The sequence below is a fragment of the Shewanella baltica genome (genome assembly GCF_900456975.1).
Taxonomy (GTDB): Bacteria; Pseudomonadota; Gammaproteobacteria; order Enterobacterales; family Shewanellaceae; genus Shewanella; species Shewanella baltica.
Genome location: NZ_UGYM01000002.1, coordinates 4,240,833 through 4,256,433, shown reverse-complemented (window position 1 = coordinate 4,256,433; position 15,601 = coordinate 4,240,833). Strand labels below are relative to the sequence as shown.

The following is a 15,601-nucleotide window of genomic DNA, read 5'->3' as shown; positions in this document are numbered from 1 at the left end:
ATGGAATCTATGTTTGTATTTACCTTAGTCATTTTATTTATCTTTTTTATTCTCTATAAGTTGATGCTTATCGTGCCGATGCGTGAAGTGCATGTCATTGAGCGTCTTGGCAAATTCCGTGCAGTATTAAGCCCTGGATTTCATTTTTTGATCCCTTTCTTCGATCGCGTCTCCTACCGTCACGATACCCGTGAGCAAGTATTAGATGTGCCGCCACAGAGCTGTATCTCTAAAGATAACACTCAACTGGAAGTGGACGGCTTAGTCTACCTAAAAGTCATGGACGGCAAACTGGCGAGTTATGGTATTGAAAACTATCGTAAAGCGGCGGTGAACTTAGCCCAAACCACAATGCGTTCTGAGATAGGTAAGCTGAGTTTGAGTGAGACATTCTCCGAGCGTGATAGCTTGAATGAATCCATAGTGCGGGAAATCGATAAGGCGTCTGAGCCTTGGGGGATCAAAGTATTGCGCTATGAAATTCGCAATATCACCCCTTCGCGCCATGTGATCCACACCCTTGAGAAGCAGATGGAAGCCGAGCGTCGCAAACGCGCCGAAATCACCTTAGCCAATGCGGAAAAAGCGGCGATGATCAATATGTCTGAAGGTGAGCGCCAAGAGGCGATTAACCTGTCAGAAGGTCAAAAGCAGAAACGGATTAATGAAGCCAAAGGGACAGGGCAAGAGATTGCTATTATCGCTAAAGCGAAATCCGAAGGCATGGCAATGATCTCGCAGGCGTTAGCGGTTAATGGCGGCACCGATGCGATGAATATGTTATTAAAAGAGCAGTTTATTGCTCAGGTTGGCAAGATCCTCAATGATGCGCAAGTCTCTGTGGTCCCCGCTGAAATGGCGAAACTTGAAGGTTTCTTCGAAGGCATGGAGCAAGTTACTCAGACTGTGAGTGGCCAGAATAATAGTGGCAAAGGAGCGCGATAATGAATATTCCATTAGATACAGATTTGATTGTGATGGCAATTTGGGGACTGATTTTTGCCATTTTCGTGATTAAGCTTTTCCAATCAATTCGCCTAGTACCCACTAAATCGGCTTATATTGTTGAGCGTTTAGGTAAGTACCACAGCACCTTAGATGCGGGTTTCCATACCTTGATCCCCTTTGTGGACAAAGTCGCTTTCATTCATGATTTGAAAGAAGAGACCATCGATGTACCGCCGCAGGAGTGTTTTTCGAGCGACGAAGTTAACGTTGAAGTGGACGGGGTGATTTATATCTCTGTGACCGACCCAGTCAAAGCCAGTTACGGTATTACTGATTATCGCTACGCGGCTATCCAGTTGGCGCAAACCACCACACGCTCTGTCATTGGGACGCTGGACCTTGACCGCACCTTTGAAGAGCGTGATGTGATTTCTGCCAAGGTCGTGCAGGTATTAGATCAAGCCGGTGCCATGTGGGGAATACGCGTGCATCGTTATGAGATTAAAAATATCACCCCACCTGAAACCGTTAAAAATGCCATGGAAATGCAAGTGAATGCTGAGCGTGAGCGCCGGGCATTATTGGCTAAGAGTGAAGGCGACAAGCAGAGCAAGATTAACCGTTCAGAAGGTGTTAAAGCTGAGACGGTAAACCGCTCTGAAGGTGAGATGCAGCGACGTATTAACGAAGCTGAAGGTAAGGCTGAGGAAATTTTAACTATTTCCCGTGCGACGGCGGAATCGATCGAACGTCTTGCCACAGTTATTGCTGCGCCGGGTGGCCACAATGCCCTGCGGATGCAACTTGGTGAACAGTACTTTAAACAGCTCGATGGCTTAAGCCAGAAGAATAGCCGAGTGGTATTGCCGGGTAATATGGTGGATTTCGATTACTGGATGAATAGCATAGGCTTAACGGAAGAAAAACCGAGCTAAGGCTGTGGTTAACATCTGAAACTAGCTAGATCATTAAGGTCAAATACTCAGGTATTTGGCCTTATTTTTTGGCTGTAATTGGGTGATGTGTGTGACGGTTTGTGTGGTGGATAGTGTAGAGGAGAGGGGGAGATCATACAGCTTCTGTTGAATGAACCGCCAGAAGCTGCAGTTGGGCATAGATAAATTTTTCATTGAATGGAAGGCTAATAAGCTAGGCGTTCATGAATTTGGGAATGGGCGTGGGTTTCAATGAGTTTCGCAATTTGGTTTTGTTCTAATTGCTGAAGCGCTGAAATTTCGTCATAAATCTTGTCTTGAACATCCAGCGGCATGCGAACATGCTCCATAAACATTCTAATTCCTAGCATGTCACCACTTTTGAAAAGTTGGCTGAATTCGGTGGCTTCTATCTCTATTAATGCATTCATAATACTTCACCCTAAGGTTGGATTTGACACAGATACAACAGTCTTGCTGTTACTTAAGAGATACGCCTAAGTTTGATCTAGGTCAATTAAACTGCATATTAATCTTTATTAATAAAGGATTTTGTTGTTTATAAATAATCAGTTATAGATTTAACAAAACAGTACTATTAAAAAATAGGGCTGTTTAAAACTGGGGATGTCGAGGTGAGCTTGGGTAAATAGTGAGTGATGTTATGTGGCAAGCTAAAGCGAGATCACATTAAGTCTAGCGGATAAAAAATAGCGACGAGCTATAAACGCTGGCCGCTATTTTTTGTGACTAGGCTTATTAAAATAAGCCTAGAAAGGGTGAAGCCTTATTTAGGGATTGCCAGAATCTGACAACCATTAATCCCCGCATTTTGTAGCGTATGACGCTTACGTTCTGCATCACGCTTACGTTCGTAAGGACCTAAAGCGACTTTGTACCACATACCTGTCGTACCTTCGACCTGTCTTACTTGCGCCTCTAAACCTTGGAAAGCGATCACGGCTTTCATCTCGTTCGCCTGTGATTCTTGGCGGAAAGAAGCACACTGCAACTGATATTGCATCGGTGTTCGGCTCGCGACCACATCGGGAATATCGACTTCAACATGCTTGTTTTCAAGCTCACTGAGATAGGTCCATTCTTCCTTCGGTTGAGGCGGCAGAGCGTTAGGGTCCTTCTTCGGCGGAGCAACAGGCTCTGCTGTCTCCTCTGTCGCCACAGGAATAACGACGGCTTTACGCTCGGGTTCTTTCACCTTAGGGGTGAGCACCACATTTTCTTGCGGCTTAACTCGGACTTCAGTTTTCTTAGCCGGAGTTGGCCTCGGCTGCTCTTCTTGCTGAGCATTATCTTTAATGCTCCATAGAAAATAGACGAAACAACCCACAGCGAGTATGACAAAGCCTATCAGCGTCAGCGGCAGCTTCTTACGCGGCGCTGATTTAGATTGTGAAGGCTTTGCTCGGGTTGGGCGAGTCGCGCGGACTGGGCGCGGTTTAGCGCCCGACTGCGGCCTTCTATTGGCATAATCGCGATTACTCATGGCTTACATCCGCTCTAAGGTTTCGATACCGAGTAGATTTAGGCCTTTTTGTAACGTACGAGCCGTCAGCTGTGCGAGTAATAAACGGCTGTTCTTTTGCGCGTCGTTATCAGCAGCAAGTACGGGGCACGCTTCGTAGAAACTTGAGAAAGCTCCCGCTAATTCATACAGGTAAGCACACAGTACGTGCGGTTGACCTTTATCGACAACGCGACTGAGGATCTCACCGAACTGCGCTAACTTGTTACCGAGGTCTTTCTCTTTTTCATGCTCAAGCACGATTTTCGCTTGGCTGAGATCCAGATCGGTTACACGCTTGAAGATGCCTGCAACACGGGTGTATGCGTACAGCAGGTAAGGTGCGGTATTGCCTTCGAAGCTGAGCATTTGTTCGAAGCTGAATATGTAATCGCTGGTACGGTTTTTCGACAAGTCAGCATATTTAACGGCACTGATCCCAACGACGCGAGCGATTTCAGTCAGCGTGACTTCATCCATATCTGGATTTTTGCTGCGAACGAGTTCAAGTGCGCGCACGTTGGCTTCTTCTAACAGGTCGACTAACTTAACGACGCCGCCGCTACGGGTTTTGAATGGACGGCCATCTTCGCCGTTCATCGTGCCAAAACCTAAGTGTTCCAATGACATATCTTCACGAACAAATTTAGCCAGCTTGGCTAGGCTGAAGACTTGTTGGAAATGCAGCGCCTGACGTAGGTCAACAAAATACAGTACGCGATCGGCTTTTAACACGTTCGAACGGTAGCGCATTGCCGCAAGATCTGAGGTGGCATACAAGTAGCCGCCATCAGCTTTTTGGATGATCACTGGTAGTGGCTCACCTTCTTTATTGCGGAAGGCTTCTTGGAATACAACTTTGGCGCCGTTGCTTTCGGTTAATAAACCTTGGGCATCTAAATCTTTAACTACTTGCTCGAGATCGGCGTTATACGCACTTTCACCGTGCACGTCGGCGCGGGTCAGGCTCACACCTAAACGGGCGTAGACTTCATGGCAGTGGCTCAACGAAATGTCGTTAAATTCGCGCCACAGTTTGTTGCAGTATTCGTCGCCAGATTGCAACTCAACCACTAATTGACGAGCGCGGGTCGCAAACTCGGCCGATTCGTCGAAGCGCAGTTTGGCAGCGCGGTAAAAGTTTTCTAAATCAGACAGTTCAAGTTGCGCTTTCTCACCATTTTTGGCGCGTAGCTCTTCCATATAGGCCAGCAACATACCAAATTGTGTACCCCAGTCGCCCACATGGTTTTGACGAATGACTTTGTGGCCTAAAAATTCCAGCGCACGTACCACACTGTCACCAATGATGGTTGAACGTAGGTGACCTACGTGCATTTCTTTGGCGAGGTTTGGTGAAGAGTAATCAACAACAACGGTTTGCGGTGTCGGTAACTTGATACCTAAATGCTCATCGTTGACGGCATTTTGCAGTTGATCCGCTAAGGCGCTGTCGTTGATAAAAAAGTTGATAAAGCCAGGACCTGCGATCTCAACCTTAGCCACATAAGCCGAAGCCGGTAAGGTGTCGATGATCAGTTGGGCTAATTCGCGTGGATTCTTGCCTGCGACCTTAGTCAGCATCATGGCTAAGTTGGTTGCCAAGTCGCCATGACTCTTATCCTTGGTTCGATCTACCTGAATGCGCGCTTCAAAGTCAGCAGGCACAATACCTTGTTGTTTAAAGGATTCTAGAGTTTGTTCAAGTAATGATTGGATATGTGATTTCATGGGTTCTAATCGGCACTAACTTTAAGAGTGAATACAGGGAATAACCGCATATTTTAGCCGTTTGTGGCTAACAATTGCTATCTTCCCGATGATTTTTTATCAAATGGCGCTTAAATACTTATCAAATACTCGACTCAGAGGAGATCCTGTGGATCTCTGTCTAAGCTCCATCGGCAGCGCTTGGCTTCGATAAGCTGCTCTACAAGCGGATGAATACGTTCAAACTCTTGCTGCAGACGGTTGCGGTTTTTAGCTTGGAATAGCAGTTGGCGACGGAACTTGCCGGCTTTTTTATCTAAGGGCGCTGGCATAGGACCAATTACCTCAAATTCTTTATCTTGCGGCAAAAGCGCGGCGAAGGCGTTGAGAAAGTTATCGGCATCACTGGCTAAGTGCGCTTCGGCGCGCACCAACACCATGTGCCATGCTGGCGGCAGCAGTGCTTGTTGACGCTCTTTTAACTGGCTGCGGGCAAACTCGCCATAACCGCGATGCAGCAAATCCCGCAAAATAGGATTGTCGCTCTGGTGAGTTTGCAATAATACCGTGCCGGGTTTGCTGGCGCGCCCAGCACGACCGGCGACTTGGGTATAGAGTTGCCCAAAACGCTCGGGCGCGCGGAAGTCGGCGCTAAATAAGGCGCCATCGACATCGAGTAGCCCAACAAGCGTCACATCAGGAAAGTGATGACCTTTGGCTAGCATTTGCGTGCCGACGAGGATTTTATATTCGCCCTTATGAATTGCGTTTAAGTGGGTTTCTAATGAGCCTTTTAGGCGAGTGGTATCGCGGTCGATGCGCACCACTGGATGTTTCGGAAACTCCTGTTGCAGTGCCTCGGCGAGTTGCTCTGTGCCTATACCTTGGCCCATCAACATAGTGCTACCACATTTGTGACATTGCTTAGGTATGGCATATTGATTGCCGCAATGGTGGCAGCAAATTTCACCAAGGGATTGATGCACTGTGAAAAACGCGTCGCAGCGGTCGCACTCGTGTAAGTGCCCACACTCGTGGCAAAGCAGAGCGGGTGCGAAGCCGCGGCGATTGAGAAACAGTAATACTTGGTTGCCTGCGTCTAAATGCAGACGGATTTCGTTCAGCAGCGGCACCGACATTCCTGCTTTTAACGGCATATTTTTAATGTCGATAATGCCTTGGCGCACTTTTTTAGCTGCGCCAGCGCGCTCACCCAATTGCAAATGATGGTAACGGCCACTTAAGGCATTTTGTAGACTTTCGAGTGAGGGGGTTGCCGTGCCTAATATCACAGGAATTGATTCTAAATGGCCTCGCATGACTGCCAAGTCACGGGCGTGGTAACCGACGCCTTCCTGTTGCTTGAAGCTACTGTCGTGTTCTTCATCGAGTATGATGATGCCGGGATAGGCCATCGGCGTGAACAAAGCCGAGCGGGTGCCGATAATGATGGCGGCCTGACCACAGCGGGCTTGGCGCCAAGCTTCGAGTCTTTGATTGTCGGTTAACCCTGAGTGCAATATGGCGACATTGACTTTAAAACGGCGCTTAAAGCGATTGATAGTCTGGGGTGTTAAACCGATTTCAGGCACTAAAATTAACGCTTGCTTGCCTTGCTTGAGGATTTCCTCGAGCACCGCCAAATAGACTTCAGTTTTACCCGAACCGGTAATGCCTTCTAATAAAGTACAGTGATACCCTTGTTGCAGATTTAACGTGGCAACGGCGACGGCTTGTTCTTTATTGAGTTTATGTGGCGTTTCGTCCATTTCGAGTGTGGTACGCCAGTCGAGGTTAAGCTCGGCGATTTTTTCGTGGCGTGCCACCCAGCCTTTATCTTCTAGGGCTTTCAGTGCCGCTTTACTGATATCTAAGCTGATCACTTCTTCTTGGGTTAAGCTGGCGGGTTTGAGTAACTCGAGTAATTTTTTCTGTGCGGGTGCTCGCTTAACCGCTTCGGGCGCAATATTTTGGCCTATCTCAGTTAATTGCCAGAATTGGATCTTTTGCGGCGCGGCATCGAGCCCTTTGCGAAGGGCCACTGGTAAGGCTTGGGTTAGCATCTGCCCTTGGCTGCAAAAATAGTATCTCGCGGCCCAAAGGGTTAATTTATAAAGTGATTCAGGCAACAAAGGTTTATCGTCGATAAACTCAAGCACAGACTTAATCTGCTTAGGCGCTAAGCTGCACGTATCTGTGATACCTGTGACTAATCCGATTAATTGTTGACGACCGAAGGGGACTTTAACGCGCACGCCTATCTGCGGTGTACTAGGATAAGTTTCGGGTACGCGGTAGCTAAAGGTTTGCCGCATAGGCACAGGTAACGCAACTTCGACAAACAATGACATATGCAGGCAAGTCTTAGGCAAGAATGTGGTTTAGTGTACTCAGCGCGGCTGGCTAGGGCTAGCCCTAATGATGGTTTACCAAGGATAGTTGAGAGTAAATAAATGGCTAATATAGTGAAATCATTAGGTCTACTCGCGTTAGTGTGTAGCGCACAGAGCATGGCTCAAGTCTCCCATGTGAGCGTTAACAGCCGCATGTTTGAGTTAGGTGGTTATCCTAAACTCAGGGTGAATGTGATTGCGGACAATCAAGACATGTCGCGCTTAGAGTTTGTAGTGCAGCAAGCCGGCAGCGAAGAAAAGTTAATGGTTGAGGCGCTTAATCGCTTTTTAGTTTTGCTTACGGGTGTTGAAGATGTAAAAGATGACAAGGCTAAACTCTTAGTGAGGGAGTATCGACTCGACCGATGGTATGAGGTCAAAAGTATCAATCTATTTGGTGAGGCTAAGCCAACATTGGCCACGCTAACCGTAAAAGCGGCATCGGGCAGTAAAAATACGACGACAGCGCTGGTGCAAAAGCGTGCGGATAAAGTGAATGCTCAGCCTGTAAAAGTGGCCGCTGAATCCACGCCAGTGGTGGAGGCTAAGCCTGCGACGGCGGTTATCGCGGCTGCAAATACTCATGTCGATACTAAGCCCACAGTGCCAGCGCCTGAAGTCGTGACTGGCTTTAAATTCCCTGAAGCAGCGAATGAGCAAAATACACAGGTTGCCGAAGTAAAGCCTGTCGTTAAAATCTCTGAACCTGTTGCTGCTAAAACAACGCCTGTTGAAACTGTAGTACCTGAGACTGTTATGTCTGAAGTCGTAGCTACAGAAACTGCGAAGACAACACATAGCGAACTCAAGGCGAATGCTGTTGAAACGTCCCCAACAGCTTCGCAGACACCTGAACATTGTCAGTTAACTTATCTTGCTGGTGAGACCTTGTGGCGTATCGCCAATCGCTATGCCAACGATTGGGACGTGAGTGTTTATGGCGCTATGCTGGCGATCTACGAGGCGAATCCAGCGGCTTTCTCAAAAAATAAAATCAACGCACTCAAGAGTAATGCGGCTCTGTCCTGTCCTTCAAAAATGATTTTGGCACAGCATGCTAACGCCAAAGAGGCGCTGGCGATGTTTGAAGCTAAAGAGGCGGAAAAATGAAGCGGCGAACTAAAGTCAAAATAGACGCAGAATAACCGTCAAACGCTCAGATAATCTACTTGTATCCCTTGTGGGTATGCTGTACCATTCTGCGCCCTAAACATATTGTTATTAACATGCATGTGGTGTCCGACTACGGGTTGGAAGAGCGACATGGCCTTACACTTTTGAGGTAACCCCAATGAAACCAGGTATCCACCCAAAATACGCTATCATCACTGCAAACTGTACTTGTGGTAACGTTATCAAAGTAAACTCTACTGCTGGTAAAGATCTGCATTTAGACGTATGTGGTGCTTGTCACCCATTCTACACTGGTACACAAAAAGTTGTTGATACTGGCGGTCGTATCGACAAATTCAACAAGCGCTTCGCAGTGCTTGCAAAGAAATAATTGCGATTGCAGTGTTTCTAGAAAAGGCGCCTATGGCGCCTTTTTGCTTTCTGTCATTTGCCGAACTGCTTTATTTACGCCTATCTTAATACTTATGTTAAATCCCATCTGGTACGACTTCACTCAATTAATCGTCAACTTATTGAGTATTGCGAGTTCAAGTATGTAATTCGACTTATTTATAGCAATTAACTATAAGATAAATATGCTAGCCGTTATATATTGTAATTTAACCAACATTTTTGAGATTAACTCGCTACAACTAGCGCTATAACTACAAAATATATGTTTGTTTCCTACAAAATATATTAAGAAATGCAGCTTTATTATAGGAGATAAGTTTATAAAACTAAGCTTAGAGGGTCTATTTGAAGGCTAAAGTGAAATTTCTGAATCTCTTATTTAAAAATTCCCCTTATTGGCGTATCTTACCCCGACCAGCCAGGCTATTAACATCACCCTTTGGTGAGACTAGATGTGTGTTGGTAGGCCTTACTCTCATAAATTATAAATGTCGCATTTCAGGATTTTAAAATGTCAGATATTCGTCAACAAGCACTCGATTATCATGAATTTCCAATACCAGGCAAAACCGCAGTTTGCCTTACCAAACCTGCCGAAACGAGTCACGATCTCGCCCTAGCTTATAGCCCTGGTGTGGCTGAGCCTGTGCGTGAAATCGCGGCTAATCCTGACAATGCGTATCGTTATACCAATAAAGGTAATACGGTTGCCGTGATTACTAATGGTACGGCGATCTTAGGTTTAGGCAATTTAGGCCCCTTGGCTTCTAAACCTGTGATGGAAGGCAAAGCATTATTGTTCAAGCATTTTGCAAATATCGATTCGACAGATATTGAGATCACCCACAATACGCCTGAAGAATTTATCAATACAGTTGCAGCGATTGCTGACACTTTTGGTGGTATCAATCTTGAAGATATTAAAGCGCCCGAATGCTTTGTTATCGAACGTGAATTGATTGCCCGTTGTAAAGTGCCGGTATTCCATGACGATCAGCACGGCACCGCAATTGTGACTGCGGCGGGTATGATTAATGCGCTGGAAATTCAAGGCAAGTTGATCCGCGACGCAACGTTTGTATGTATGGGCGCCGGTGCTGCTGCCATTGCTTGTATGACTATGTTGGTCAAATGTGGTGCGAATCGCGCTAACATTTATATGCTAGACACTAAAGGTGTTATTCATTCTGGCCGTACGGATCTTAATGAATATAAAGCGCTATTTGCGAATGATACCGATAAACGCACGCTTCTTGATGTTATTAAAGGCGCAGACGTGTTTTTAGGTCTATCAGGTCCTGACGTGATTGGTGCAGAAGAAGTTGCGCTGATGGCTGATAAGCCGGTGATTTTTGCCTGTTCTAACCCAGATCCTGAAATCAAACCGGCACTGGCTCACGCAACGCGTAGCGATTTGATCATGGGTACGGGTCGCAGCGATTATCCAAACCAAGTGAATAACGTATTGTGTTTCCCGTTTATTTTCCGTGGTGCCTTGGATGTACGTGCGTCATGCATTAATGATGAGATGAAAATCGCCGCAGTTCATGCCATTGCTGCACTGGCAAAAGAGCCTGTGCCTGCGAGTGTATTAAAGGCTTATCCTAATGTGACTTCACTGAGTTTTGGCCCTGAATATGTGCTACCAAAACCTATGGACCCACGTTTGTTGCCTAATGTTGCCCGTGCGGTTGCACAAGCGGCGATTGACTCTGGTGTCGCTGCTATCCCTACTTTACCTAAATACGCTGACTAAGCTAAAAGTGGTAAAAACATCGAAAAGAGGCTAATTAGCCTCTTTTTTGTTTTTAAGTGGACATTAAAGTCACAGCGTCTTGGTTGCCTTTTAGGTTATGCTACTGAATAATCAACGGACAACTTTGTTGTACTCCTGTTAAAATCGCACAAATAATTATAATAATCCTGCAGGATAGCGGATAGATGAAATTCACCCGAATGTTAACTACAAAATTAACCAGCTTTTGGTTAATGTCATTAGCCGCTATTGCCTTCGTATTTTTGCTTAGCGCTATGATGAGTTTCGTGCAGATGACCTATAAATTTCAGCAGCAAAAAGTCGCCGAACTCGAAACTATGTTAGTGGACCAATATCAACACCAACCCGATTGGGATTTGGAAGCTTGGCTGCCGCCCATGCTGCTCGCCTACAATGCTGTTGATTTTCGGCTGACCTTGAAAGATGAAGTGATCTTTGCCTATGAAGGCAATCTCACTACGCAAAATGCCATGGTGTATGACCATGTGTTAGATCCAAAATCTGGTCTGCGTATGCAGCTGACCTTGACCCAACCCTTCGATCATTACACTTTTAGTTGGTATGAAATCTTGATCCTGTTGGTCGGTGTGTTAGCTGTGGCTGCCTTAGTGCGTTTTGGCTATTTATGGTTTTCCCAGCAATTGGATGGCATTGAAGAATTAGCCTTACGCAGTCGATTGATTCTGCAAGGTAAGCACGAGCAAGCACTCGCGGCTCCCGGAAATGGCAAGCCAAGGCTGATTAACCGCGCTTTGACCAAGTTGTTAGAAGAATTACAAGACGCACAAAAAGAACGCGGTCGTTTTGACAAATTCATTCGTTCTAATACCTTTCTCGATGCGGAAACGCGCATTGGTAATCGACTTTTCTTAAATAACCGTCTCGACGCCCTTAGCCATAATCAGGCGATGCTCGCCCATGGGGTGATTTATTTATTAGAGATGGATGATCTGGATTTACTGCAGCAATCCCAAGGTGAAGCGGTAACCAAAGAGTTATTAAACTCAACAGTTAACGCGATAAGCCAATTGCTGCAAACTCAAGCCAACAGTATTTTTGCCCGTCGTTCCCACAATCAATTTGCCATAGTCGTGCCGCAAATCTCGTTAATTGAAGCCGACCAATTTGCCAGTAAGTTACTTAAGATATGTTTGAGCCAGCCTTTACCCGAAGTCGAGAATAGCGATAACTTTTTCCACCTCGGATGCGCTTATTTTACCGCAGGCGACAATGCGGCGCAGTTAATTGAAGAAGCCGATATGGCTTTGAGGGCGGCACAATTACAGGGTAACAGTAATTGGTTTATGTACGACAAAGGCGCGATTGATGAAGAGTTTGCTAAAGGCTCGGTGCGTTGGCGTAGCTTTTTAGAAAACGCGTTAGTGCAAAGGCGATTCTTCCCCTTTAGCCAGCCGATAATTGATTCAGATGGTAATGAGCACCATAAAGAGATATTTACTCGGGCGCGGGATAATCAAGGAGCGTTAATTCGTGCCACACTGTTTATTCCAATGGCGAATAAATGTGGTTTAATGCCGCAAGTCGAACGGCAAATTATTGAGCGGGTATTATTGTTACTGTCGAATGAATTAGCGGACGGCGTGTCGAATGCTCAAACAAATAAAAAATCAGCGCCACAGATATACAGTATTAATCTGAGTTTGGATTCGCTCATGAGTCGAGCTTTTACCCAATGGCTAAAAACGACGCTGTTAGAATATCGTCATTTGACCACACGACTGATTTTCGAAGTGTCGGAAGATATCGTGATTCAGCATCAAGAAAAGTTGCAGCCTAAATTAGATATGATCCGTAAAATGGGCGCGAGATTATGCGTCGATCATGTGGGCCAGCAGGTCGTTGGCACTTACTATATCCGTGAATGTCATTTTGATTTAATTAAGCTACATAGATCGATTGTGCGGCATATTCATTTACGCCCAGAAAACCAATTATTCATCCGTAGCTTGATTGGCGGTTTGTATCGAACGGAAGTGCAAGTTTGTGCCGAAGGGATTGAAGTCTTCGAAGAATGGCAGACACTGCAAATCCTCGGCGTTGGCGCAGCGCAGGGAATGTATTTCAGTGAACCCATTGAAGCTAAGTAAGGCAAGTGCGGTATTTGGGTGACTAATGTCGTCTTAGAGACAAATAGATCCTATTATTCACGTATTTATCTATAAAATACGAGTATTTGCAGCTAAACTATTCAGTGCCAAAATAATGACGTTTGCCGTTTAAATTAGGTATACAGCAGCTCATAGGGCAAGGAACACTGGAGAGTGGAGTAACAGGAAGTTTAAGCATAAGAGACTACTCACGCTTTTAAATTCAGTTGGTTACAGGCATCTTTATGGAAAAAAGTCTTATAGGTCGACTCGCCTTTTGGCAAAAAAGAACGGATCCGACTAGCCTTGGCGTCTATGTTTGTGCCGATAAATTATGGGTTTACGCACCTGCTCAAGGAGATAGTGCTGAGCAGTGGTTACCGTTTGAGCTTAAAGATGAACACTGGTCATCGGCGTTTGCTGCCGTCGCTAAATCCTTCCCTAATGCCCAGTTACAACTGATTTTGGCTTCAGGGCTTTATCAATTACTGCTGACCGATAAACCCAATGTCGATACTGTCGAATTATCCCAAGCCTTGCTGTGGTCAATTAAAGACATGGTTACGCTACCTGTGCCGCAAATCCATTTAGACTATTTCGAGTCACCCATTCCCAGTAATAAAATCAATGTGGTGGTGGTCGATAAAGCTAAACTCGTGAGTATGGTACAGGTCATTCATGAACAAAATTTACAACTTATCGGTATCAGTATCGAAGAGTTAGCCATGACCAACTTATTTGGTGATGACAACCAAGCTCGTCTGGTGGTCAGCCATATTCCAGGGCAAGAGTTGTTATTGACTGTGGTTAAGCAAGGTCAGCTGTATATGCAGCGGCGTGTGCGGGGATTTGCTCAGCTGGATAAGACCCAAGCCGATGAGTTAACTTATGGCATGGCAGACAATTTAAGTTTAGAAATTCAGCGCTCTATGGATTACTTTGAAAGCCAGTTAAGGCAAGCTCCGGTATCTTCTATTGAGCTCCTTGCCGATGGCGCCGTGGATACTTTAGCTAAGCTAGTGTCGGCAAACTTTAATCAAGCTGTGAATGTTATCGATAAAAGCTGTGTTGGCGCGCGAATGGCGGGATTAGCCTTCGCCGAATTTTCCAGAGGTGCTGAGTGATTAAATACCGAGTCAATCTCTACACTCCTTCCTTACTTCCGCCGAAGCAAAGATTAACCTTTGCACGTTTGGGGGCTTATGCTGCGGGATTTTTGGTCCTATTTGCGGCTTTAGGCGGTTATAGCTACTGGCAAGTCAGTGAGCTGCAACAGGCTCAGCAATTGGCTGCCCAGCAAAAGTTGCAATTCGATACCCAAAAACAGGCATTAGAAGCACAGATTGCTGCGCGTAAACCCGATGTCGATCTTGTTGCGCGAGTCGATTTAGCGGCACAACAGTTAGAGCTGAAGCAGTTACTCATGGGTGAATTGAGCCTTAGAGCCTCTTTAACTAGCCGAGGTTTTGCGCCTGTACTTAAAGATTTAGCGATCGTGTCGGATGCGAGCGTGTGGCTTAGTCATATCGTCATTAATGAGCAAGATTTTATGTTCGAAGGTTTTGCCGACCATCCCCAAAGCATTCCGCAGTGGATTGGCAAACTTAAGACTACGCAGACTTTAAAGGGGCAAGCTTTCTCGTCGATGAGCATGGATCGCGGTGAAGATAAACCTTTGGCCTTTACCTTGAAGAGCGATAACAAGGAGGAGACCGCGCAATGAAGCAAAAGTTAGCCCAAATAGGACAACAGTTTGATGCGTTAAGTCGCCGAGAGCGAGTGTTGATCTCAGTCGCCATTCTGGCTGTGGTCGGCATGCTGAGCTATTTACCCTTAGAGTCCCTGTGGAAAACCCATGTGGCGTTGTCACAACAGTTAAAAGCTTTAGAGCAAGAAAACGCGATTTCGGCCCAGCAGGTTGACTTGTATCAGCAACGTTTAGCCTTGGATCCCAATCAAGATTACCAACAGCGTTTAGTGTTGTTAGAGCAACAGAATCAAGCCTTAGATGCCCAGCTCAATGAGCTGATGGTGGATATGGTGCCGGCAGACTATATGCCACAGCTGCTTGGTAATTTACTGGGACAAGTGCAAGGGATTAAATTAATTAAGTTTATGTCGATTGCGCCTATTCCCCTGTTAGCTGTGGGTGAAGAGAAGAAACTCAATCTGTATAGCCATGGTATTCGTATGAGCTTAGAGGGCGATTATTTCTCTGTGCTGCGCTTTGTGGAAGCCGTAGAGGCCATGCCAGATAAACTTTATTGGAAGCGTCTCGACTATAAAGTTGCAGAATATCCCCAAGCGACGGTAGAGATTGAACTTTATACCTTGAGTATTAATAAGGACTTTATCAGTGTCTCTAAATAAGTCTTATATTATCAGTGTGTTGTTATTGGTCAGCAGCCCTATGGCGTCTGCTGAATCACTGCGCGACCCTACCTTGCCCGGTAAAGGTTTTGCTGTGGTGGGTCATGCGAGTCAAGCGCAGGCTCAGGCAATGGTACTTAACAGTATAGTGAGTTCAGGCAACACGGCTTATGCTGTGATAAATAACAAGATATTGTCGGTTGGCGACAGCATTGAGGGGCTGAGTATCGTCAAGATCACCCCCACTTATGTGTCGCTGTCCGATGGACGGAAATTGACATTGTTTCAAGCAATAACAGAGAGATAGGGAA

Annotated in this window: 14 protein-coding genes; 10 read left to right on the top strand and 4 right to left on the bottom strand. The window is 45.9% G+C overall.

The window, feature by feature from the left end; genetic code table 11:
* Positions 1–9: 9 nt before the first annotated feature.
* Positions 10–945, top strand: coding sequence for an SPFH domain-containing protein (locus DYH48_RS18980; RefSeq protein ID WP_006083284.1), 936 nt, complete (start codon positions 10–12; stop codon positions 943–945).
* On the top strand, positions 945–1,883 hold the full coding sequence (locus DYH48_RS18975; protein ID WP_006087061.1) for an SPFH domain-containing protein: 939 nt from the start codon (positions 945–947) through the stop codon (positions 1,881–1,883). The genes DYH48_RS18980 and DYH48_RS18975 overlap by 1 nt, the downstream gene beginning before the upstream one ends.
* 206 nt (positions 1,884–2,089) lie before the next feature.
* Here the strand turns inward: DYH48_RS18975 and DYH48_RS18970 are convergent, their stop codons facing one another.
* From DYH48_RS18970 to priA, 4 genes are all read right to left on the bottom strand, one after another.
* Positions 2,090–2,314, bottom strand: coding sequence for a hypothetical protein (locus DYH48_RS18970; protein ID WP_006083282.1), 225 nt, complete (start codon positions 2,312–2,314; stop codon positions 2,090–2,092).
* Between the two features lie 356 nt (positions 2,315–2,670).
* Positions 2,671–3,387, bottom strand: coding sequence for an SPOR domain-containing protein (locus DYH48_RS18965; protein ID WP_012088109.1), 717 nt, complete (start codon positions 3,385–3,387; stop codon positions 2,671–2,673).
* Positions 3,388–3,390: 3 nt separating this feature from the next.
* Entirely contained in the window at positions 3,391–5,136 is a 1,746-nt protein-coding gene (argS, locus tag DYH48_RS18960) for an arginine--tRNA ligase (RefSeq protein WP_006083280.1), read from the bottom strand.
* A gap of 134 nt (positions 5,137–5,270) precedes the next feature.
* On the bottom strand, positions 5,271–7,466 hold the full coding sequence (gene priA, locus DYH48_RS18955; RefSeq protein WP_107402736.1) for a primosomal protein N': 2,196 nt from the start codon (positions 7,464–7,466) through the stop codon (positions 5,271–5,273).
* A gap of 102 nt (positions 7,467–7,568) precedes the next feature.
* On the opposite strand from priA, the gene DYH48_RS18950 reads away from it, so the two are divergent.
* The 8 genes from DYH48_RS18950 (at position 7,569) to DYH48_RS18915 (ending at position 15,597) form a co-directional block, all read left to right on the top strand.
* Positions 7,569–8,618, top strand: a complete 1,050-nt coding sequence (locus DYH48_RS18950; RefSeq protein ID WP_115335636.1) for a FimV/HubP family polar landmark protein — start codon at positions 7,569–7,571, stop codon at positions 8,616–8,618.
* 181 nt (positions 8,619–8,799) lie between these two features.
* On the top strand, positions 8,800–9,012 hold the full coding sequence (gene rpmE / locus DYH48_RS18945; protein WP_006083277.1) for a 50S ribosomal protein L31: 213 nt from the start codon (positions 8,800–8,802) through the stop codon (positions 9,010–9,012).
* A 534-nt stretch (positions 9,013–9,546) separates the two neighbouring features.
* On the top strand, positions 9,547–10,791 hold the full coding sequence (locus tag DYH48_RS18940) for a malic enzyme-like NAD(P)-binding protein (protein WP_115335635.1): 1,245 nt from the start codon (positions 9,547–9,549) through the stop codon (positions 10,789–10,791).
* 185 nt (positions 10,792–10,976) lie between these two features.
* Positions 10,977–12,920 carry an RNase E specificity factor CsrD gene (csrD, locus tag DYH48_RS18935; RefSeq protein ID WP_115335634.1) on the top strand — a complete coding sequence of 648 codons (1,944 nt, stop codon included), beginning with the start codon at positions 10,977–10,979 and terminating at the stop codon, positions 12,918–12,920.
* A 245-nt stretch (positions 12,921–13,165) separates the two neighbouring features.
* Positions 13,166–14,044: a hypothetical protein gene (locus DYH48_RS18930; RefSeq protein WP_063883333.1), complete on the top strand. Its 879-nt coding sequence runs from the start codon at positions 13,166–13,168 to the stop codon at positions 14,042–14,044.
* A complete protein-coding gene (locus DYH48_RS18925) occupies positions 14,041–14,643 on the top strand; it encodes a PilN family protein (RefSeq protein WP_115335633.1) in 603 nt (200 codons plus the stop codon). The genes DYH48_RS18930 and DYH48_RS18925 overlap by 4 nt, the downstream gene beginning before the upstream one ends.
* Positions 14,640–15,290: an MSHA biogenesis protein MshJ gene (locus DYH48_RS18920; protein ID WP_115335632.1), complete on the top strand. Its 651-nt coding sequence runs from the start codon at positions 14,640–14,642 to the stop codon at positions 15,288–15,290. The genes DYH48_RS18925 and DYH48_RS18920 overlap by 4 nt, the downstream gene beginning before the upstream one ends.
* Complete coding sequence (locus tag DYH48_RS18915; RefSeq protein WP_063883335.1) at positions 15,277–15,597, top strand: hypothetical protein; 321 nt, start codon at positions 15,277–15,279, stop codon at positions 15,595–15,597. Before DYH48_RS18920 ends, DYH48_RS18915 begins: the two co-directional genes overlap by 14 nt.
* Positions 15,598–15,601: the final 4 nt, after the last annotated feature.

Coding starts and splice junctions, on each gene's coding strand:
- DYH48_RS18970 (WP_006083282.1), bottom strand. CDS start 2,314: ATGAATGCATTAATAGAGATAGAAGCCACCGAATTCAGCCAACTTTTC.
- DYH48_RS18965 (WP_012088109.1), bottom strand. CDS start 3,387: ATGAGTAATCGCGATTATGCCAATAGAAGGCCGCAGTCGGGCGCTAAA.
- DYH48_RS18940 (WP_115335635.1), top strand. CDS start 9,547: ATGTCAGATATTCGTCAACAAGCACTCGATTATCATGAATTTCCAATA.
- DYH48_RS18975 (WP_006087061.1), top strand. CDS start 945: ATGAATATTCCATTAGATACAGATTTGATTGTGATGGCAATTTGGGGA.
- DYH48_RS18980 (WP_006083284.1), top strand. CDS start 10: ATGTTTGTATTTACCTTAGTCATTTTATTTATCTTTTTTATTCTCTAT.
- DYH48_RS18920 (WP_115335632.1), top strand. CDS start 14,640: ATGAAGCAAAAGTTAGCCCAAATAGGACAACAGTTTGATGCGTTAAGT.
- csrD (WP_115335634.1), top strand. CDS start 10,977: ATGAAATTCACCCGAATGTTAACTACAAAATTAACCAGCTTTTGGTTA.
- argS (WP_006083280.1), bottom strand. CDS start 5,136: ATGAAATCACATATCCAATCATTACTTGAACAAACTCTAGAATCCTTT.
- DYH48_RS18930 (WP_063883333.1), top strand. CDS start 13,166: ATGGAAAAAAGTCTTATAGGTCGACTCGCCTTTTGGCAAAAAAGAACG.
- DYH48_RS18950 (WP_115335636.1), top strand. CDS start 7,569: ATGGCTAATATAGTGAAATCATTAGGTCTACTCGCGTTAGTGTGTAGC.
- priA (WP_107402736.1), bottom strand. CDS start 7,466: ATGTCATTGTTTGTCGAAGTTGCGTTACCTGTGCCTATGCGGCAAACC.
- rpmE (WP_006083277.1), top strand. CDS start 8,800: ATGAAACCAGGTATCCACCCAAAATACGCTATCATCACTGCAAACTGT.